This is a genomic window from Streptomyces qaidamensis, assembly GCF_001611795.1.
Taxonomy (GTDB): Bacteria; Actinomycetota; Actinomycetes; order Streptomycetales; family Streptomycetaceae; genus Streptomyces; species Streptomyces qaidamensis.
On the sequence record NZ_CP015098.1, the window covers coordinates 7,210,539 to 7,230,504 of the forward strand.

Annotated in this window: 17 protein-coding genes; 6 read left to right on the top strand and 11 right to left on the bottom strand. The window is 73.0% G+C overall.

What is annotated here, in order from left to right; genetic code table 11:
• Positions 1 to 140 precede the first annotated feature (140 nt).
• Positions 141 to 830 carry a neutral zinc metallopeptidase gene (locus tag A4E84_RS31900; protein WP_079129194.1) on the top strand — a complete coding sequence of 230 codons (690 nt, stop codon included), beginning with the start codon at positions 141 to 143 and terminating at the stop codon, positions 828 to 830.
• Positions 831 to 904: 74 nt separating this feature from the next.
• On the opposite strand, the gene argG is transcribed toward A4E84_RS31900, so the two are convergent.
• The 4 genes from argG to A4E84_RS31920 form a co-directional block, all read right to left on the bottom strand.
• Positions 905 to 2,359, bottom strand: coding sequence for an argininosuccinate synthase (argG, locus tag A4E84_RS31905; protein ID WP_062929867.1), 1,455 nt, complete (start codon positions 2,357 to 2,359; stop codon positions 905 to 907).
• A gap of 94 nt (positions 2,360 to 2,453) precedes the next feature.
• Positions 2,454 to 3,446 (bottom strand): methylmalonyl Co-A mutase-associated GTPase MeaB, encoded by a 993-nt coding sequence (gene meaB, locus A4E84_RS31910; protein ID WP_062929868.1) that lies wholly within the window; start codon positions 3,444 to 3,446, stop codon positions 2,454 to 2,456.
• A complete protein-coding gene (gene scpA / locus A4E84_RS31915; RefSeq protein ID WP_062929869.1) occupies positions 3,443 to 5,617 on the bottom strand; it encodes a methylmalonyl-CoA mutase in 2,175 nt (724 codons plus the stop codon). Before scpA ends, meaB begins: the two co-directional genes overlap by 4 nt.
• Positions 5,617 to 7,425, bottom strand: a complete 1,809-nt coding sequence (locus tag A4E84_RS31920; protein ID WP_062929870.1) for a methylmalonyl-CoA mutase family protein — start codon at positions 7,423 to 7,425, stop codon at positions 5,617 to 5,619. The genes scpA and A4E84_RS31920 overlap by 1 nt, the downstream gene beginning before the upstream one ends.
• Before the next feature lie 353 nt (positions 7,426 to 7,778).
• On the opposite strand from A4E84_RS31920, the gene A4E84_RS31925 reads away from it, so the two are divergent.
• A complete protein-coding gene (locus tag A4E84_RS31925; RefSeq protein ID WP_062929871.1) occupies positions 7,779 to 8,285 on the top strand; it encodes an ATP-binding protein in 507 nt (168 codons plus the stop codon).
• A 16-nt stretch (positions 8,286 to 8,301) separates the two neighbouring features.
• Here the strand turns inward: A4E84_RS31925 and A4E84_RS31930 are convergent, their stop codons facing one another.
• Positions 8,302 to 9,657 carry a hypothetical protein gene (locus A4E84_RS31930; RefSeq protein WP_062929872.1) on the bottom strand — a complete coding sequence of 452 codons (1,356 nt, stop codon included), beginning with the start codon at positions 9,655 to 9,657 and terminating at the stop codon, positions 8,302 to 8,304.
• A gap of 116 nt (positions 9,658 to 9,773) precedes the next feature.
• Here A4E84_RS31930 and A4E84_RS31935 point away from each other — a divergent pair, with 116 nt between their 5' ends.
• The gene (locus tag A4E84_RS31935) at positions 9,774 to 11,015 is read left to right on the top strand and encodes a molybdopterin-dependent oxidoreductase (RefSeq protein WP_062929873.1); all 1,242 of its coding nucleotides are present in this window, start codon (positions 9,774 to 9,776) and stop codon (positions 11,013 to 11,015) included.
• 316 nt (positions 11,016 to 11,331) lie between these two features.
• Here the strand turns inward: A4E84_RS31935 and A4E84_RS31940 are convergent, their stop codons facing one another.
• Genes A4E84_RS31940 through A4E84_RS31950 form a run of 3 tightly spaced genes read right to left on the bottom strand, consistent with a single transcriptional unit; the run spans position 11,332 to position 13,441 of the window.
• The gene (locus A4E84_RS31940; protein ID WP_062929874.1) at positions 11,332 to 12,090 is read right to left on the bottom strand and encodes a class I SAM-dependent methyltransferase; all 759 of its coding nucleotides are present in this window, start codon (positions 12,088 to 12,090) and stop codon (positions 11,332 to 11,334) included.
• Positions 12,087 to 12,734 carry a TIGR04282 family arsenosugar biosynthesis glycosyltransferase gene (locus tag A4E84_RS31945; RefSeq protein WP_062929875.1) on the bottom strand — a complete coding sequence of 216 codons (648 nt, stop codon included), beginning with the start codon at positions 12,732 to 12,734 and terminating at the stop codon, positions 12,087 to 12,089. The genes A4E84_RS31940 and A4E84_RS31945 overlap by 4 nt, the downstream gene beginning before the upstream one ends.
• Positions 12,731 to 13,441: a glycosyltransferase family 2 protein gene (locus tag A4E84_RS31950; RefSeq protein WP_062929876.1), complete on the bottom strand. Its 711-nt coding sequence runs from the start codon at positions 13,439 to 13,441 to the stop codon at positions 12,731 to 12,733. The genes A4E84_RS31945 and A4E84_RS31950 overlap by 4 nt, the downstream gene beginning before the upstream one ends.
• A 128-nt stretch (positions 13,442 to 13,569) precedes the next feature.
• On the opposite strand from A4E84_RS31950, the gene A4E84_RS31955 reads away from it, so the two are divergent.
• Both A4E84_RS31955 and A4E84_RS31960 read left to right on the top strand, forming a co-directional pair.
• Positions 13,570 to 14,295 carry a response regulator transcription factor gene (locus A4E84_RS31955; protein ID WP_062929877.1) on the top strand — a complete coding sequence of 242 codons (726 nt, stop codon included), beginning with the start codon at positions 13,570 to 13,572 and terminating at the stop codon, positions 14,293 to 14,295.
• Between the two features lie 2 nt (positions 14,296 to 14,297).
• Entirely contained in the window at positions 14,298 to 15,410 is a 1,113-nt protein-coding gene (locus tag A4E84_RS31960) for a sensor histidine kinase (protein ID WP_062929878.1), read from the top strand.
• Between the two features lie 789 nt (positions 15,411 to 16,199).
• Here A4E84_RS31960 and A4E84_RS31965 read toward each other — a convergent pair.
• Positions 16,200 to 17,201 (bottom strand): NAD-dependent epimerase/dehydratase family protein, encoded by a 1,002-nt coding sequence (locus tag A4E84_RS31965; protein WP_062929879.1) that lies wholly within the window; start codon positions 17,199 to 17,201, stop codon positions 16,200 to 16,202.
• Between the two features lie 125 nt (positions 17,202 to 17,326).
• Between A4E84_RS31965 and A4E84_RS31970 the strand changes: the two genes are divergently transcribed.
• Entirely contained in the window at positions 17,327 to 18,058 is a 732-nt protein-coding gene (locus A4E84_RS31970; RefSeq protein ID WP_062929880.1) for a flavodoxin family protein, read from the top strand.
• Between the two features lie 261 nt (positions 18,059 to 18,319).
• Here A4E84_RS31970 and A4E84_RS31975 read toward each other — a convergent pair whose 3' ends face one another.
• Positions 18,320 to 19,204 carry a bifunctional helix-turn-helix transcriptional regulator/GNAT family N-acetyltransferase gene (locus A4E84_RS31975; protein WP_062929881.1) on the bottom strand — a complete coding sequence of 295 codons (885 nt, stop codon included), beginning with the start codon at positions 19,202 to 19,204 and terminating at the stop codon, positions 18,320 to 18,322.
• 54 nt (positions 19,205 to 19,258) lie between these two features.
• A complete protein-coding gene (locus A4E84_RS31980; RefSeq protein ID WP_062931684.1) occupies positions 19,259 to 19,828 on the bottom strand; it encodes a cysteine hydrolase family protein in 570 nt (189 codons plus the stop codon).
• Positions 19,829 to 19,966 lie beyond the last annotated feature (138 nt).

A 19,966-nucleotide genomic window follows, 5' to 3' on the forward strand; every position in this document is an offset into this window, starting at 1 on the left:
TACGGGCCGGCGGGGCACGGGGTGTGGGGATGCGGTCGGCGACGTATCGGCGTTGACTGATGGGGAGGCACCAGGGCTGCGCCCGGCACGCGCCAACTGGCGCAGCCGCGTTGCGACATCGTCTTGTTGCGGAGTCAACCATGGTCCATCGGTATCGGATGCGGGTGTGCGCGGGACTGACCGCCGCCTTACTGGCCGTTTCGGGTGGCTACGCCTTCTCCGCGCCGGACGACGAGATGACCCAGGACATCGAGACAGCGGTGCAGGGCGTCGACGCCTACTGGGAAGCTCACTGGTCCGAGTTCTTCACGGAGACGTACGTTCCGCCCGCTGTCCTGGGCGAGTACGACGGCGCTTCTCCCAACGTCCCTACCTGCGACGGGGAACCGCTGGCCGATGACAACGCCGTCTACTGCAGCACGGACGACGAGGACTACGTCGCCTGGGACACCGACCTCATGCGCTTCGGCTACGAGTACGGAGACGCTTTCGTGTACCTGGTCGTCGCGCACGAGTGGGGTCATGCGATACAGAACCGCCTCGACGCGGAACTTCAGTCGGTGGACGGTGAATTGCAGGCGGACTGCCTGGCCGGTGCGGAACTGGAGGGTGCCGCGCAGGACGGAACGGTCGTCTTCGAGCCGGGGGATGTCGACGAGGTGCATACGGCCCTCGTCCGCGACGCCGACAAGACCCCCTGGACGAAGGAGGGAGACCACGGAAGCGCCTCCGAGCGGGTCGACGCCTTCGCCATGGGGCAGGAGCTGGGGGTCGAGGGGTGCCTGCCGCAAGAGGTGTCCGCCGAAGGCGCGACCGCCCTCGACCGGTAGAGCGGAACCGGGATCCGAAACGCCGCGAGGCCGGCCCGACGTCTGTCGGGCCGACCTCGCGGCGGTGCCGGCGGTCAGTCCGTGCCGGACTCCATCGCGGCCCGGTCCAGCCAGGCGTCCTCCTCCGAGACCTCGCCCCGGGAGGCGATGGCCTGGGCGCCGCCCTGCGGCAGCTCCGGCATGGTGCCGATCAGCCCGGTCGCGGCGGCCTGGGAGGCGCCGATGGTGGGGCTGCCGGTGCCGATCAGGCCCATGCCGGCGTACTGCTCCAGCTTGGCGCGCGAGTCGGCGATGTCGAGGTTGCGCATGGTGAGCTGGCCGATGCGGTCCACCGGACCGAACGCGGAGTCCTCGGTGCGCTCCATCGACAGCTTGTCCGGGTGGTAGCTGAACGCCGGGCCCGTGGTGTCGAGGATCGAGTAGTCCTCACCGCGCCGCAGCCGCAGCGTCACCTCGCCGGTGACGGCGGCGCCGACCCAGCGCTGGAGCGACTCGCGGATCATGAGCGCCTGCGGGTCCAGCCAGCGGCCCTCGTACATCAGCCGGCCGAGGCGCCGGCCCTCGGCGTGGTACTGGGCGAGGGTGTCCTCGTTGTGGATCGCGTTGACCAGCCGCTCGTAGGCGGCGTGCAGCAGGGCCATGCCCGGGGCCTCGTAGATGCCGCGGCTCTTGGCCTCGATGATCCGGTTCTCGATCTGGTCCGACATGCCGAGGCCGTGCCGGCCGCCGATGGCGTTGGCCTCCATCACCAGGTCGACGGGGGAGGCGAACTCCTTGCCGTCGATCGACACCGGGCGGCCCTCGAAGAAGCCGATCGTCACGTCCTCGGCGGCGATCTTGACCGACGGGTCCCAGAACCGGACGCCCATGATCGGCTCGACCGTCTCGACGCCGGTGTCCAGGTGCTCCAGCGTCTTGGCCTCGTGGGTGGCGCCCCAGATGTTGGCGTCCGTGGAGTACGCCTTCTCCGTGCTGTCCCGGTAGGGCAGGCCGTGCGCCAGCAGCCACTCGGACATTTCCTTGCGGCCGCCGAGCTCGGTCACGAAGGCCGCGTCCAGCCAGGGCTTGTAGATCCTGAGGTGCGGGTTGGCGAGCAGGCCGTAGCGGTAGAACCGCTCGATGTCGTTGCCCTTGAAGGTCGAGCCGTCGCCCCAGATCTGGACGTCGTCCTCCAGCATCGCCCGCACCAGCAACGTGCCGGTGACGGCGCGGCCGAGCGGGGTGGTGTTGAAGTACGCCCGCCCGCCCGAGCGGATGTGGAACGCGCCGCAGGTCAGCGCCGCCAGGCCCTCCTCGACCAGCGCGGCACGGCAGTCGACCAGGCGCGCGATCTCGGCCCCGTAGGTCTTGGCACGGCCGGGCACCGAGGCGATGTCGGGCTCGTCGTACTGGCCGATGTCGGCGGTGTAGGTGCACGGGACGGCGCCCTTGTCGCGCATCCACGCGACCGCGACGGAGGTGTCGAGACCGCCCGAGAAGGCGATGCCGACGCGTTCGCCGGCGGGCAGGGAGGTGAGGACCTTGGACATAGAAAGAGTATGTATCACTTTGCATAGTCATGCAAGCCGGGTATGCGAAATCGCTGTCCCGGTTGCCTTGCGGTGTCGTCCGGGGTCTTCCGGTTCAGGAACCCGCAGCCTCAAAGCCGCCGAGCGCGCCGAGGATCCGCTCGGCGGCCAGCGTCGGGGTGAGCTCGCCCTCCCGGACCCGCTGCTCCAGCACGGGCGCCAGAGCCCGTACCGCCGGGTCGGCCCGCAGCCGACCGAGGAGTTCGTCGCGGACCATGCTCCAGGTCCAGTCGACCTGCTGGTCGCGGCGCTTCGCGGTGAGCCGGCCCGTGGAGTCCAGCAGCGTGCGATGCTGCTCCAGCCGCTCCCACACCGTGTCCAGACCGGTCGACTCGCGGGCGCTGCAGTGCAGCACCGGCGGCGTCCAGAACGCGTCCTTGCCGTGCATCAGCCGCAGGGCGCCCGCCAGTTCGCGCGCGGCGGCCCGGGCATCCCGCTCGTGCGGGCCGTCCGCCTTGTTGACGGCGATCACGTCGGCCAGCTCCAGCACGCCCTTCTTGATGCCCTGGAGCTGGTCGCCCGTGCGGGCGAGGGTGAGCAGCAGGAACGTGTCGACCATGTTCGCGACCGCGGTCTCGGACTGGCCCACGCCGACCGTCTCCACCAGGATCACGTCGTAGCCGGCCGCCTCCATCACCACGATCGACTCGCGGGTGGCCTTCGCGACCCCGCCCAGCGTGCCCGCCGTGGGGGAGGGGCGCACGAACGCCGCCGGGTCCACGGCCAGGCGCTCCATCCGGGTCTTGTCACCCAGGATCGAGCCGCCCGTACGGCTGGAGGACGGGTCGACGGCCAGGACCGCGACCCGGTGCCCGAGCGAGGTCAGCAGCGTGCCGAACGCGTCGATGAACGTCGACTTGCCCACGCCCGGCACCCCGCTGACGCCGATCCGCCGGGCCCGGCCGCTGTGCGGCAGCAGCGCGGTCAGCAGCTCCTGGGCCAGCGCCCGGTGCTGGGGCCGCGTCGACTCGACGAGCGTGATGGCACGGGCGATGATCGCCCGCTTCCCGTCGAGCACGCCCTTCACATACGCGTCGACATCGATCACAGGTCGTGCCCGAGACCGTCCGACAGCCGCTGCACCAGGTCGTACGCCGCGTCCGGGATCACCGTCCCGGGCGGGAAGACGGCCGCCGCGCCCATCTCCAGCAGCGTCGGCACGTCCTGCGGCGGAATCACCCCGCCGACCACGACCATGATGTCCTCGCGCCCCTCCTCGGCCAGCGCCTCGCGCAGCGCCGGGACGAGGGTGAGGTGACCGGCCGCGAGCGACGAGACGCCGACGATGTGCACGTCCGCCTCGACGGCCTGCCGGGCCACCTCGGCCGGCGTCTGGAACAGCGGGCCGACGTCCACGTCGAAACCGAGGTCGGCGAAGGCGGTGGCGATCACCTTCTGGCCGCGGTCGTGGCCGTCCTGGCCCATCTTGGCGACCAGGATGCGCGGGCGGCGGCCCTCGGCCTCCTCGAAGGCGGACACCAGGGTGCGGGTGCGGTCCACGCTCGGGGACTCTCCGGTTTCGTTGCGGTACACGCCGGAGATCGTACGGATCTGGCTCGCGTGCCGGCCGTACACCTTCTCCAGGGCGTCGGAGATCTCCCCGACGGTCGCCTTCGCGCGGGCCGCGTGCACGGCCAGCTCCAGCAGGTTGCCCTCACCGCCGGCGGCCCGGGTCAGCGCGTCCAGCGCGTCCTGGCAGGCCCGTTCGTCCCGCTCCGCGCGCAGCCGCCGAAGCTTCTCGATCTGCTGCGCCCGCACGGAGGAGTTGTCGACCTTCAGGACGTCGATCTGCTCGTCGGTCTCCACCCGGTACTTGTTGACGCCGATGACCGGCTGGCGGCCCGAGTCGATCCGGGCCTGGGTGCGGGCCGCGGCCTCCTCGATGCGCAGCTTCGGGATGCCCGCGTCGATGGCCTTGGCCATGCCGCCCGCGGCCTCGACCTCCTCGATGTGCTGCCAGGCCCGCCGGGCCAGGTCGTACGTCAGCTTCTCCACGTACGCGCTGCCGCCCCACGGGTCGATCACGCGGGTCGTGCCGGACTCCTGCTGGAGGAGCAGCTGCGTGTTGCGGGCGATGCGCGCCGAGAAGTCGGTGGGCAGCGCGAGCGCCTCGTCGAGGGCGTTGGTGTGCAGCGACTGCGTGTGGCCCTGGGTCGCCGCCATGGCTTCGACGCACGTGCGCGTGACGTTGTTGAAGACGTCCTGCGCGGTCAGCGACCAGCCCGAGGTCTGCGAATGGGTGCGCAGCGACAGCGACTTGGCGTTCTGCGGGTCGAACTGCCTGACCAGCTTCGCCCACAGCAGGCGCGCCGCCCGCAGCTTGGCGACCTCCATGAAGAAGTTCATGCCGATCGCCCAGAAGAACGACAGCCGGGGCGCGAACGCGTCCACGTCCAGGCCCGCCTCACGGCCCGCCCGGATGTACTCCACGCCGTCAGCGAGCGTGTACGCCAGCTCCAGATCGGCCGTCGCACCCGCCTCCTGGATGTGGTAGCCGGAGATGGAGATGGAGTTGTAGCGCGGCATCCGCTGCGAGGTGTACGCGAAGATGTCGGAGATGATCCGCATCGACGGCTTCGGCGGATAGATGTAGGTGTTGCGGACCATGAACTCCTTGAGGATGTCGTTCTGAATGGTCCCGGCCAGCTTCTCGGGCGGTACGCCCTGCTCCTCCGCCGCCACGATGTACAGCGCCAGCACCGGCAGCACGGCGCCGTTCATCGTCATCGACACCGTCATCCTGTCCAGCGGGATCCCGTCGAACAGCTGCCGCATGTCGTAGATCGAGTCGATGGCCACGCCCGCCATGCCGACGTCACCGGTCACCCGCGGGTGGTCGCTGTCGTACCCGCGGTGCGTGGGCAGGTCGAACGCGACCGACAGGCCCTTCTGGCCGGCCGCGAGGTTGCGCCGGTAGAAGGCGTTGGACTCCTCGGCCGTCGAGAAGCCGGCGTACTGGCGGATCGTCCAGGGCTGGTTGACGTACATCGTCGGGTACGGGCCGCGCAGATACGGCGCAGCGCCCGGGTACGTCTCCAGGAAGTCCAGGCCCTCCAGGTCACGGCCCGTGTACAGCGGCTTGACCGCGATGCCCTCGGGGGTCTCCCACAGCAGGTCGTCCCCGCCGGAGGCGTTCTTGACCGCCGTGCGCCACTCGTCGGCGCCGCCGTCCGGGGCCGGCATCCCCAGTTCGATCCCGGAGAAGTCGGGGATTCCCATCAGGACACTCCCATGCGGTCGAGGGTGGCGGACAGCACGGCGACGGCGTCACAGCCCGCGAAGACGTAACCGTCGACACCGGGGTGGTCCCCGGGCCGCCCGGCGAGGAACACGTGCGCGGCACCGGCGGCCTTCAGCCGCCCGGCCACCGCCTCCGCCTGCTCCTCGTACAGCGCGTCGCTGGAGCACAGCACGGCCTCGCTCGCACCGCTCTCCTCGAAGCCGCCCTCCGTGACCGGCTCGATGCCGCCCGCCTGGAAGAGATTCGAGGCGAAGGTGAGCCGCGCGGTGTGGGCGGCGGCCGGGCCGAGCGCGGCGAGGAAGATCCGGGGCCGGGAGCCGGTCGCGGCGAGGTGGGCGTCGGAGCGGGCGCGCAGCGCCTCGTACGCCTCGTCACGGCGCACCCGCGGCAGTCCGCCGGACGGCTGCTCGGGCGCGCTCTCCCGCACGACCGGCTTCTCCGCGAGGAACGGGAACTCGCTGACACCGGTGATGGGTTCGCGCCGCTTGGCCAGCCTGCCGGTGCGTGCCTGCCAGGTCTCGGCCAGGTCCCGCGCGAGGTCCCCGGAGCGCAGGGCCGCCGCCTGGCCGCCGAGCCGCTCGATGCGCCGGAAGAACTCCCAGCCCGCGTGCGCGAGTTCGTCGGTGAGCCGCTCCACGTACCAGGAGCCGCCCGCCGGGTCGATCACCCGGGCCAGGTGCGACTCCTCGATGAGGATCGTGGAGGTGTTGCGGGCGATCCGGCGCGCGAAGGCGTCCGGCAGGCCGAGGGCGTGGTCGAAGGGCAGCACGGTGACCGCGTCGGCCCCGCCCGCGCCGGCGGCCAGCGTGGCGATCGTCGAGCGCAGCATGTTCACCCACGGGTCGCGGCGCGTCATCATCACCGGCGACGTCACCACGTGCTGGAGCTGCGCCCCCGCGCGCGGCGCCCCGCAGACCTCGGCCACCCGGGCCCACAGCCGGCGCGCGGCCCGCAGCTTGGCGATCGTCAGGAACTGGTCGGCGGTCGCCGCGTACCGGAACTCCAGCTGCGCACAGGCCTGTTCGACACTGAGCCCGGCCCCGGTCAGCTCCCGCAGGTACGCCACCGCGGTGGCCAGCGAGCAGCCCAGCTCCTGGGCGGCCGAGCCACCGGCCTCGTGGTACGGCAGCGCGTCCACGGTCAGTGCCCGCAGCCCCGGGTACCCCTCGGCGCACAGCCGCGCGAGTCCGGCCGCCGGCGCGAAGTCACCCTGCTGCCCGCTGCGGGCCTCGTGGCCCAGCGGGTCCGCGCCCAGGTTGCCGCGCGCCTTGTCCTGGGCGACACCGCGCTCCTCGTGCAGCCGCAGCAACTCCCGCGCGGCGTCCTCGGTGTCGGGCCCGGCGTCGAGGACGACGGGGGCGAGGTCGAGATGGACCCCGTCGAGCACCCGGCCGAGCTCCGGCACCGGGATGCCGGAGCCGCCCACGCCCAGCCAGAGGGAGGTGACGCCGTTCTCCAGGTCCGTCAGCACCGGTCCGCTGTCGGCCACCGTGTGCCGCTGCCGTACGTCCCAGCCGCCGAGGGTGTTCCCCTCGGCCCGGCCGCCGCGCACAAAAGGCGCGAACCCGGGCAGGCCCGGCTCCGGCGCGGAGTCACGGGCGGTGTAGAGGGGGCGGGTGCGCAACCCGTCCTCCAGGGCGGTGGACAGGGCTTCCTCGGCCTCGGCGCCCTCCACGTCCTTGCCCGACTTGCGCAGGACACCCGCCACAAGGCGCTGCCACTGCTCGTGGGGCACGTCAGGGAATTCGCCGGCCAGCTCGAGCCCGTCGTCAGGCAGGACCGTCATGCTCGGATGCTAGGTCACGGACACGAAGGAGCAGCAGTGGGCGCGGCTGTGACCTTTCCCTCGCCGAGAATGTGGCCCTGATCTCCACCTGCCGCTCTTGAGTCAGGTCTGGTCAGGTACTAGAGGAGCGGCGTCGGCGGTCAGGTGCCCGTACTCCTGCGAGGGCCTCCCGGCGAAGGAGTGAACAGCTCAGCTCGGCGCAGCCGGAGGAGGTGGCGGGACACGCGGACGGGCGAGTGCGGCGCAGAGCGCAACACAACGGTGGGCGGAGGGCAGTATGCCCGGTCCGCTCCGGGGTAGACGAGCGACCGAAGCACCCCTGAGCAACATGAACCACAACGAAAGAGCCCCACATGGTCATCCCGCTTATGAAGCAGGCGGCAGATGAGCCGGGCACGGACGAGCAGGCCGCCCTGCGCTGCGGCGCGGTCTGGGCCGACGGCGCGGCCTGCGCCGTCGAGGCGCGCCGGGCGCTGCAGGCGTTCTTGGCGTACGTACCGTGTACCGGCCGCAGGCCCGTACCGGCCCCGCTGGCGATCGACGCCGAACTGGTCGTCAGCGAACTCGTCACCAACGCGATCCGGCACGCTCCCGGCGCCTGCGGGATGATCCTGCAGCTTTCCGACGACGGACTGGCCATCACCGTGTGGGACACCTCCGCCGAGCTGCCGGTGGTCAGGAAGCGCGACGGGCAGCGCTTCGGCGGCCACGGCATGCACGTGGTGCACACGGTCAGCGCGGACGTCGCCGTCGCTCCCCTCGGCACCGGCAAGCAGATCACCGCCTACCTGCGCACGGCACCGGACGTCGCCCCCGACGTCGACACCGTCGCCATGACCGACACCCACCCGGTCGCCTGACGCCGCAGGCAGCGGGTCACCACCCGGTGATCAGCAGATGGTTGAGGAGCAGCGCGAGCAGCGCCTGGGCGGTGAGCCAGGCGCGGGGGCGGGTGAGGAACGCGCATGCCGGGAGCAGCCACAGGGCGAAGGGCAGCCAGATGCGTTCCGTCTCCGCCTTGCTCATGCCGGACAGGTCGGCGACCAGCAGGGCCAGGAGCGCGACGGAGACCAGGAACGCCAGACGTACGGCGGCTGGAGGGCCGGTGCGACGCCGGACCAGTGCGGCCGCCGTCCGCCGCAGTCCCGCCGCCGTCGCCAGTCCCGTGACGAGCACCGTGCAGGCCAGGTTGGCCCACACCCAGTAGCCGTAGGGGCGGATGCCGCCCGCCCCCTGGCCGTAGCGCGTGACCAGCAGTCGGTAGGCCTCCCACCAGTCGAATCCCGCGATCGTGAACGCCGCGGGGACCACCGCCAGCCCGGCGAGCCACGGCACCGACAGGGCCGGGCGCTCCCGGATGCCGTGCCGGCCGAGCACCAGGACCGCCCCGGCGATCAGCGCGACGAGCGTGAGGCCGTACGACAGGTAGCAGGTCAGGCCGAACAGCAGCCCGGACGCGCCCGCCCACCCCAGGGATCCCCGGGTGACCGCGAGGGCCAGCAGTGCCACCGCCCACGCCGCCACCGCCGCGAAGTACGCGTCGGCCGAGGTGCCCATCCACACGGCCGCCGGGGCCAGGACCAGAAAGGGGGCAGCCCGGCGGGCGAGCGTCTCGTCCGCCAGCGCGCGGATCGTCACCAGCACGGCCACGCAGGCGGTCGCCCCGACGGCGATGCACCACACCCCCGCCCACCCCCCGCCCCGCAGCCCGATCCGGTCGAGCAGCACGAAGGTGAGGGTGGCGGCGGGCGGATGCCCGGCGATGTGGGCGGGCCAGTTGTCGGGGGAGTCCAGCAGGATGTGCCCGGTGAAGCCCCGCAGCGCCGCCGGGATGTCATGGAAGCGGTCGATGACCTGGAGGTATTCGTGGCGGGTGGTGAGCCGGCGTGCGATGCCCCGGTCCCAGCCGTCGACCAGGGCGAGGGAGAAGATCCACGCCATGGCCGTGCCCCAGGCGGCCGGGAGCAGGGCACGCCAGGGGAGGCGGGCCGCCAGCGCGGGACCCTGGGCGACGGTGGCGATCGCCACCAGGACGGCGGCCGGCGTGCCGGGGCCCAGGTGCGGCGCCCAGGAGGCCAGCAGTGGGGGCCAGTCGACGAACAACGTCCGGCGGGTGTCCTCGATGTGGCGGCCGACGGCCACGGACACCGTCACGAGCAGCACGGCGGCCGCGACGGCGTACAGGTCACGGCGCAGGTCCAGGGACGGCGGGGCGGAGGGCGGGGTGCGCATCACACCGGCACGCTAGGCCGCGCGACCGGCCGCGGGCCGCCGACCGGGTCCGACGTCAGCGTTTCGTCATGGGTCGCGCACCCTCCCGCGGGGTGCTCGCGGCCTACCGTCGGCTCATGCGAGACGATCCACGCGACCTGCGGCTCCCCACGTCCCCCGGCTTCTGGCGCAGCCCCCTGCGCGGCCCCTGGTTCACCTCGGTGCTGGGCCTGGTCCTGCTCGCCGGCATCACCGTGCTGTTCGTGACGGGACTCCTCTCGTACGCCGCCTACAACCCGGACCTGTCGCCGGTCAACGACAAGACCCCGGACAAGGGGATCCTCGGCTTCTACCTCTTCTCCTGGCCGACGAACCCGCACTGGCTGTACCGGCTGAACCAGGGCGTCCACGTCACCCTCGGCATCACCCTGATCCCCGTCCTGCTCGCCAAGCTGTGGTCCGTCGTGCCGAGGCTGTTCACCCTGCCCCCGGCCCGCTCCCTCGCCCACGCCCTGGAGCGGATCTCGCTGCTCCTGCTGGTCGGCGGCGGACTGTTCGAGTTCGTGACCGGTGTCCTCAACGTCCAGCTCGACTACGTCTTCCCGGGCTCGTTCTACCCCCTGCACTTCTACGGCGCCTGGGTGTTCTTCGCCGCCTTCGTGGCCCACGCCCTGCTGAAGGCGCCCACGGCCCTGCGCAATCTGCGGCGGCTGAGGGAGGAGAAGAACGACCTGGTGTCCCCCCGTCCCGCCGAGCCGACCGTCTCCCGGCGGGGCGCCCTGTGGTTCGTCGGGGGCGGCTCACTGCTGCTGTTCGCCACGACCGTGGGACAGAACTTCGGGGGCCCGCTCCGGCGCACCGCCCTCCTCGCCCCGCACGGGGGCGCCGAACCCGGCAGCGGCCCCAATGGCTTCCAGATCAACAAGACCGCCGCGTACGCCGGGATCGACACGGCGGAAACGGCCGAGGACGCGTGGCGGCTCGTGGTGACGGGGCGTACGGGCACGGTCCGCCTCAGCCGCGCCCGGCTCACCGGGCTCGCCCTGCACAGCTCGGCGTTGCCCATCGCCTGTGTGGAGGGCTGGTCCACGCCGGACCAGTGGTGGCGCGGGGTGCGGCTGCGCGACCTCGCGGCCCTCGTCGGGTACGAGGACGACCCGCCGGACGTGTTCGTCGAGTCCCTCCAGCGGCACGGAGCTTTCCGCAAGGCCGCCCTGAGCGCCGACCAGGTGGCCGACCCGCGCTCCCTGCTCGCCCTGTACGTCAACGGCGAGGAGCTGTCCCCCGACCACGGCTACCCGGCGCGGATCATCGTGCCCGCGGCGCCCGGTGTGCTGAACACCAAGTGGGTGGCCCGCATGACGTTCGGAGACCTCTGATGCGCGCACCGCGGCTCCCGCTCGGCAGCCCCCTGCACCTCCTGCTGCTGTCCTGCTCGTTCGCCCTCGCGGTCTACGCGGGGGTGCGCCTGCTCGCCGGCGACTGGTTCGGCGTGGCGCTGTGGGTCGTGGGCGCGGCGCTGCTGCACGACCTCGTGCTGCTGCCGCTGTACGCGGCGGCGGACCGGGCGGTGGTATCCGGGTTCGGCGCGGTCCGCCGCCGGGAGTGGGCGATGTACGTGCGCGTACCGGCCGCCCTCTCCGGGCTGCTGCTCCTCGTGTGGTTCCCGCTGATCAGCGGCGCGGTGGAGCGGCGCTACCGGTCCGCCACCGGTCTGCCCGCCGACGTGTTCCTCGCGCGCTGGCTGCTGATCACCGCCGTCCTCTTCGGTGGCTCGGCGCTGCTGCTGGTGGTGCGGCTGCTGCGGCTGCGCAGGGCGGCGAAGTGCCGTCCGCCGGCCGTCCACTGACCGGCCCGCTCCCAGTCCCGCGCGTACCCGAGCAGCGCCCGGGTGCCGAGCCGCGCCCAGGGGAAGGGGTCGCCGGTGGTGGCACGGGCGTCGGTGATGTGCACGCGCACGCGCTCGTCGACGTCCGCGGGGACCGTCTCGGCGATCAGCAGACCTCCGGGGCGCAACAGCCCGGCGACCCGCTCCAGCAGGGCACGCGGGTCGCCGCCGATGCCGATGTTGCCGTCCATGAGCAGCACGGTGTCCCAGCGGCCCTCGCCGGGCAGCTGCTCGAACACCGACCGCCGCAGCGCCTGGCCCCCGAGCCGGGCGGTGTGCTCCACCGCGGCCTCGCTGACGTCGATCCCCAGGGCGGCCCGCCCCCGGGCGGCCAGTTCGGCCACGAGGCGTCCGGGCCCGCACCCCACGTCCAGCACGGCTCCCTCGCACCGGTCCAGCACGTCCCGGTCGACCGGGTCGGCCCCGGCGCACCAGCGCTCCACCTCCAGCGGCAGCAGCCAGCCGTCCGTACGCCGCAGGAACAGCGGGCCGCGGCCCGCGCGCAGGGCGGCGTCGTAGGGGTCGGCGGCGGCCCACGCCAGGGCGGTCGCGGACGGGGCGCTCATCGGGGACCGACCGGGCCCGGCCCGGTGACCGGTCCTCCGGCCGCCGGACACCGGGCCAGCCGCGCCGCGAAGCGCCCCCGCGGGGCGAGTGCGGCGACGGCGTGGGCGTCGGCGGCGGTGTCGACGTCGCGCAGGGGCGGCAGGTCGCGCACCCGTAGTCCCGCGGAGGCCAGCCGCTCCCGCTGCACGGCACCCGTCACCGGCGTCGACATGGGCACGCCCCGCAGCAGAGCGGGGTCCGGGCAGGCCAGGCCGAGGGCCCAGAAGCCGCCGTCCTCCGCCGGGCCGAACCAGGCGTCGCAGTCGGCGAAGTCCACGGTGAGCAGCTCCGGGGTCACCTGCGGGGTGTCCATGCCGATGAGCAGGGCGGGGCCGGCGCAGCCCGCGAAGGCCTCCGCCAGCCGTTCGTCGAGACCGCCCGCGCACTGCGCCACGACGTCGAAACCCGGCGGCAGCCAGGGGCCTGGGGCACCGTCGAGCACCAGGACGCGCCGGGTGGCGGGCGTGGCCGCCACGGCGTTCAGCGTGTCCGCCAGGGCCGCTTCGGCCAGTTCGGCCGCCTCCCCGGGCGTGAAGGGCGGCGTGAGCCGCGTCTTCACCCGGCCCGGTCGCGGCTCCTTGGCGATGACGAGGAGCGTGGTCAACGGACGGGTCCCCCTTCGTGCGTGGTCGTTCCCCTCTCGGGCGCGGGCGTTTCGGCCAGCACGCGGCTCATGTCCCGTACGGCCTGCCACGTACCGCGCCAGGTGCCGGTCACCTTCGAGGCCCCCGCACGCGGCAGGTACGGCACGTCGTGCTCGGCGATCCGCCACCCCGCGTCGGCCGCGCGGACGACCATCTGGAGCGGATAGCCGCTGCGCCGGTCGCTGAGGCCGAGGGCGAGCAGTTCCTCCCGGCGGGCGGCGCGCAGGGGGCCGAGGTCGTGCAGGCGCAGCCCGGTGCGGCGGCGCAGCATCCGTGCGAGCGCGAGATTGCCGGCCCGGGCATGCGGCGGCCACGCGCCCCGCCCCTGCGGACGCCGCCGCCCGAGCACCAGGTCGGCCCCGCCGTCGCGCACTTCGCGTACGAAGGGGGCCAGGAGTCCCGGGTCGAGGGAGGCGTCGCAGTCGCAGAAGCACACCACGTCGGCGGTGGCGGCCGTCAGTCCGGCGTGGCAGGCGGCGCCGAAGCCCCGCCGCGGCTCGTGCACCACGGTCGCGCCCCACGCGCGGGCGATGCCGGCCGAGCCGTCCGTGGAACCGTTGTCGACTACGAGTGCGCGCCAGCCCGGCGGAATCCGTTCGAGCACCCAGGGGAGGGCCTCGGCCTCGTTCAGGCAGGGCAGCACCACGTCGACGTCCGGAGGTGTCATCGTCACGGCTTCACCCTACGAACGCGAATCGGGCATACCGGACCATCACTCCTTACGAAACGCGGACGTCGGGCGGCCGGAGCGGTGCCCGGGTCCCGCCGGGGGCGGCCTGATGCCAGGCTGGAGGCATGCAGCAGCCGTACGAGCCCCCCGACGCCGCGGGCCGGACCCCCAGGATCCTGGTCGTCGACGACGATCCGACCGTCGCCGAGGTCGTCGCCGGATATCTGGACCGCGCCGGTTACGCCGTGGACCGCGCCGACGACGGCCCGAGCGCCCTCGCACGCGCCGCCGCGCGCCGGCCGGATCTCGTCGTGCTCGACCTGATGCTGCCCGGCATGGACGGTCTGGAAGTGTGCCGGCGGATCCGCGGCAACGGCCCCCTACCCGTCATCATGCTCACCGCCCGCGGCGACGAGGACGACCGCATCCTGGGCCTGGAGGTCGGCGCCGACGACTACGTCACCAAGCCCTTCAGCCCCCGCGAACTCGTCCTGCGCGTCGAGTCGGTGCTGCGGCGCAGCCGCCCCGCCACCCCGGGGGACCGGCTGGGAGCGGCCGGTCTGACCGTCGAGCCCACGGCCCGCCGCGTCACCAAGAACGGCACCGAACTCGCCCTCACCCTGAGGGAGTTCGACCTGCTCTCCTTCTTCCTGCGCCACCCGGGACGGGCCTTCGGCCGCGAGGACCTGATGCGGGAGGTCTGGGGGTGGGACTTCGGTGACCTGTCGACCGTCACGGTCCACGTCCGCCGCCTGCGCGGCAAGGTCGAGGACGACCCGGCCCGGCCCCGCCTGATCCAGACCGTCTGGGGCGTGGGCTACCGCTTCGAGCCCGGTGAAGGGGACGACTGACCGTGCGCGACAACCTCCTGATCGCCCTGTACGCCTTCGCCGGTGCCGCCGTGACGGGGCTGGCCGGAGCGGGTGTACTGCGCCTGATCCGGCGCCGTTCGCTGACCGTCTCGCTCGCGGTGGTGGCGGCGGTCGGCGTCGTCGCGATGCTCGCGGGCACGCTCGCCGTCGCCTGGGCGATGTTCCTGTCGCCGCACGACCTGACCGTCGTGACGACCGTCGTCGCCATGGCGGCCGTCGTCTCCCTGGCCACCGCCCTGCTGCTGGGCCGCTGGGTCGTCGCCCGCAGCCGTGAACTCGCCGTGGCCGCGCGCTCCTTCGGCGACGGCGGGGACTTCGCCGCACCCGACGGGCCCGCCACCGCCGAACTCGCCGCGGTGAGCCGTGAGCTGGCGGCCACCAGCGCCAGACTCGCCGAGTCCCGGGAGCGGGAACGCGCCCTGGAGACCTCCCGCCGTGAACTCGTCGCCTGGATCTCGCACGACCTGCGGACCCCGCTGGCCGGTCTGCGCGCCATGTCGGAGGCCTTGGAGGACGGCGTCGCCGCCGACCCGAACCGCTATCTCAGGCAGATGCGGACCGAGGTCGAACGCCTCAACGACATGGTCGGCGACCTCTTCGAGCTCTCTCGCATCCACGCCGGGGCCCTGGCCCTGACACCGACCCGGATCTCCCTGTACGACCTTGTCGGCGACGCCCTCGCCGGCGTCGACCCCCTCGCACGCGCGCACGGGGTGCGGCTGGTGGGTGGCCGGGTCGAGCCGGTGCCGGTGGAGGTGGACGGCAAGGAGATGAGCCGGGTGCTGGGCAACCTGCTGGTCAACGCGATCCGCCGGACCCCGGCCGACGGCACGGTCGCGATCGCCGCCGAGCGTTCCCCCGAGGGCGTCGTCCTGTCGGTGACGGACGGCTGCGGCGGCATACCCGAGGAGGACCTGCCGCGCGTCTTCGACACCGGCTGGCGCGGCACACACGCCCGGACGCCCCCGGCGGGGGCGGGCCTCGGCCTGGCCATCGTGCGCGGCATCGTGGAGGCCCACCAGGGCCGGGCCGACGTACGCAACATTCCCGGTGGCTGCCGCTTCGAGGTGGTGCTGCCCGCGGCCGCTTCGTGAATCGGCCGGGGGCCGTGCCGGGGCCTGGCGCTGTGCCGGGCCGTGGCCGTGTGCCGGGTTCTGGCGCTGTGCCGGGCCGTGGCCGTGTGCAGGGTTCTGGCGCTGTGCCGAGCCGTGGCCCCGCGCCGGTCCCGGCCCCGCGCCGGCCACCGCGACCGCGGCCGTGATCGGCGGTGGCCGTGGCCGTGTGCCGGGTTCTGGCGCTGTGCCGAGCCGTGGCCCCGCGCCGGGTCCCGGCCCCGCGCCGGCCACCGCGACCGCGGCCGTGATCGGCGGGCAGGTGTCCATGGGCACCTTGCTTTCTCGTCGGCGTCTGCGTCGGCGTCTGCGTCGGCATCGGCGTCGGTGGCTCGGCTCGACCGGTGGGCTGGCGGCCGTGGGCCGGCGCCCGTGGGCGGGAGCTGTGCCGCGGGGACCTCGCTTCCGCGCAGGCCGCTCCGGCTTGGTCATGATCGGCGGATCGGCGGATCGGTGGACCGGTGGACCGGCGGACCGGCGCCGTGGGCGCGGGGGCCGCGCCGTACCCCGGGGCATTGGGATGGGCACCTCGCTTCCGCGCCGCCACCGCGGCCCGCCCGTCGAGCCGCACCCCGTCACCCGCGGGCAGGCGAGGCGTTCGGGCCCGCTCCCGCGGGCTCTCGGGCTCGGCAGCCGGTCGAGGGACAGCACCACGGCGGTGGCCGCGACGGCCACCGCCGTGGTGCTGTCCCTCCCCACCGGCCTTCGCCGCGACCGGGGACGCCGGCGGCCACGGTGGCCACCGGTCCCGCCCCGCCCCGGGCCGGCCGGCTAGGCGCCCCGCATCCCCGCCCGCGCGAACTCCGTCATGCCCTCCTCGAAGCCGACCGCGGGCTTCCACCCCAACTCCGCCCGCAGCCGCGACGAGTCCGCGGTGATGTGCCGTACGTCCCCGAGCCGGTACTCGCCGGTGACGACCGGCTCGGGGCCGCCGTACGCGGCGGCCAGGGCTCGCGCCATCTCGCCGACGGTGTGAGGGTCACCGCTGCCGGTGTTGAACGCGGTGAGCGCGCCCGGGGCGGCCGCCGCCTCCAGCGCCACGGCGTTCGCCGCCGCCACGTCCCGGACGTGCACGAAGTCCCTGCGCTGCCGCCCGTCCTCGAACACCCGCGGGGCCTCGCCCCGGGCGAGCGCCGAGCGGAAGAACGAGGCGACCCCGGCGTAGGGGGTGTCCCGGGGCATGCCGGGCCCGTACACGTTGTGGTAGCGCAGCGACACCGCCGACCCGCCGGTGCAGCGGGCCCAGGCGGCGGCCAGATGCTCCTGGGCGAGCTTGGTCGTCGCGTACACGTTCCGCGGATCGGCCGGGGCGTCCTCGCGGACCAGCCCGGGGGAGAGGGCGTCCCCGCACACCGGGCACGGGGGCTCGAACCGGCCCGCGTCGAGCTCGGCCACGGCCCGCGGCCCGGGCCTCACCACCCCGTGCCGCGCACACGCGTACCGGCCCTCGCCGTACACGACCATCGACCCGGCGAGCACGAGGGCCCGAACGCCCGCCTCCGCCATGGCCGCGAGCAGCACGGCCGTCCCCAGGTCGTTGTGCGAGACGTAGTCCGCCGCGTCGGCGACCCCGTCGCCGAGCCCGACCTTCGCGGCCTGGTGGCACACGGCGTCCACACCGGCCAGGGCGCGGCGCACCGCAGCGGTGTCCCGTACGTCGGCCGCGGGATCCTCCCGCACGTCGAACACGACCGCCTCGTGCCCCCGCTCCCGCAGGGCGGAGACCACGTGCGACCCGATGAACCCGGCTCCGCCGGTGACCAGTACGCGCATACGGGCACGCTAGGCGCCCCACGGCCCCCGCCTCATCAGAACGCGGCCGTACGTCATGACTCCGTAAGACGGGCACGGGTGTGCCGGAGCGCAACAAACCGGACCCGGCACGAGAACCTGCCCCCATGACAGCCCCCTCCGCACCCGATGCGGCCCACCGCTTCGACGACCTGACCGCCCTCTACATCAACTGCACGCTCAAGCCGTCCCCGCAGCGCAGCCACACCCAGGGCCTGATCGACAAGAGCCGGTCGATCATGGACAACGCCGGCGTGACCACGGAGCTGATCCGCGCCGTCGACCACGACATCGCGCCCGGCGTCTACCCGGACATGACCGAGCACGGCTTCGCCACGGACGTCTGGCCGACGCTGTACGAGAGGGTCATGGCGGCGGACATCCTGGTCCTGGCCGGCCCCATCTGGCTGGGCGACAACAGCTCCGTCACCAAGCAGGTCATCGAGCGCCTCTACGCCTGCTCCTCGCTGCTCAACCCACAGGGGCAGTACGCCTACTACGGCCGGGTCGGCGGCTGTCTCATCACCGGCAACGAGGACGGCATCAAGCACTGCGCGATGAACGTCCTCTACAGCCTCCAGCACCTCGGCTACACGATCCCGCCGCAGGCGGACGCCGGCTGGATCGGAGCGGCCGGTCCCGGACCGTCGTACCTGGACGCGGACTCCGGCGGCCCGGAGAACGACTTCACCAACCGCAACACCAGCTTCATGACCTGGAACCTCATGCACATCGCGGCCCTGCTGAAGCGCGCCGGAGGAGTTCCCGCCCACGGCAACCAGCGCTCGCAGTGGGACGCCGGGTGCCGCCCCGGTGCGGACAACCCCGAGCACCGCTGACCGGCGCGGCAGGAGTGGGGCGCCCGCGTTCCTACGCGACGGTGACGCCCGGCGGAATCGGTGGCCGGCCCTCGTCCCAGCGGGCACGTGGTCACACCAGACACACCAGAAACAGGTGTCACAGGTGACAGACGAACGGAAGGCAACCATGGACCAGGGACACAGGCACAACCGGAAGCCAGGGCGGTGCGCTGATGAAGCAGGCCGTCGGCTGCATCAACTCCGGCCGCCGCTGCGGCTGAGCCCGACGGGCCCGCTGTCTCACAGCCGCTTCTCGAACCAGTGGTGTGCATAGGGCTCGTCGTTGAAGGCGGGGACCTCGGTGTAGCCGCTGTCGCGGTAGAGACGAGTCGCCGCCGTCAGCGCCTTGTTGGTGTCGAGCCGCACCCGGTCCCTGCCGTGCCGGGCGGCGCGTGCCTCCAGTTCGGACAGCAGGCGTCGGGCCAGGCCGAGTCCTCTGGTCCCGGGGGAGACCCACAACCGCTTGATCTCCGCGGGAGCCCCGGCCGGCAGCTTGAGCCCGCCGCAGCCCACCGGTTCGCCGTGCAAGCGGGCGACGAGAAACAGCCCGCGCGGCGCGCGCAGTTCGCCCGGGTCGGGCAGCAGGCTGTTCGCGGGGTCGAAACCGCCGTCGAAGAGCTCGCCGAGCTCGGCGGCGTAGGACCGCAGGCAGTGCGCGGCGTCCGGGTGATCGGGGCCGAGCTCTTCCAGGGAGACCACCGAGGCGGTCAGCAGCCGCTCGACCTCGGCCATGGCGGAGGTCAGCCGCTCCCGCTGCCGGGCGTCGAGCGGGTCGAGGAGCGAGGCGGCCAGTGTGTCGCTGCGGTCGTCGAGGAAGGCGCGCTCGCGCTGCCCGGCCTCGGTCAGCCGTACGGTGCGGACCCGCCGGTCGAGGGGGTGCGGTTCGACGGTGACGAGGCCGTCGCGTTCGAGTGCCCGCAGCAGGCGGCTCACATAGCCGGAGTCGAGGCCGAGCCGCTCCCGTACGCCGCGTACGTCGTGCGTGCCGCCGTCGCCGATCTGCCAGAGCAGCCGGGCCTGGCCGTAGGGGCGCGCCCCGCCCAGATAGTGGTCGTGCAGCACCCCCACCCGCTCGGCGACCGTCCGGTTGAAGCGCCGCACGCGTTCCACCTGCTCCGATGTCATTCTCTGACCTTAGTCAGGTAATGGCGTCGGAGTAAAGGAGGGGCAAGGCGGCCTTCAGGTCTTGTGGGGCTCGAACTCGGTCTCCTTCGCCGTGGTGATCCGGGCGCCCATGTTGCGTTCCATCATCTCCAGGGCGGCCGACGCCAGGTGGGTATGGATAGAGGCGACGGCGTCCTTCGGCACCGTCACCTCCAGGTGGCGGATGTGCGCGTCCAGAGCGGAGTAGAGGACGCACTGCTCGGTGACCTGGCCGGTCAGGACCACGTGCCCGACGTCCAGGCTCCACAGGAGATAGGACAGCGGTGTCTCGAAGAAGACCGAGTGGCGTGCCTTCATGACGAACAGCGACCGGTCGTCGGGCCGGATGGGCTCGATCAGATGGGCGTTCGGCTGGGACAGGGCCGCGTCCAGCAGCTCTCCGTGGTGTGAGCGCCACAGCCCGGAGTTGTCGTTCACGTAGATCACGGGAACGTCCGCCTCGCGGGCCCGGCCGAGCAGCTCGGTCAGGACCGGCAGGATCCCTTCGACGGACGGCACGAGGAGCTCGGCGTCCTCATGGTCGTAGGTGTTGATCATGTCGATCAAGATCAGAGCCGACCGCGCCGGGTCCGCGCCTCGTTCCATGCCCTCCACCGCCCGTCCGGTGTCGTCACTCATGGGCTGCGGCGGGATGCCGTGGGGGTGGACGTCGGAGCATCGGATCTCCCGAGTGGTGCGGGTGGTGCGGGTTCCGGGAATGTACTGCTGAGTACCCGGGGGTGC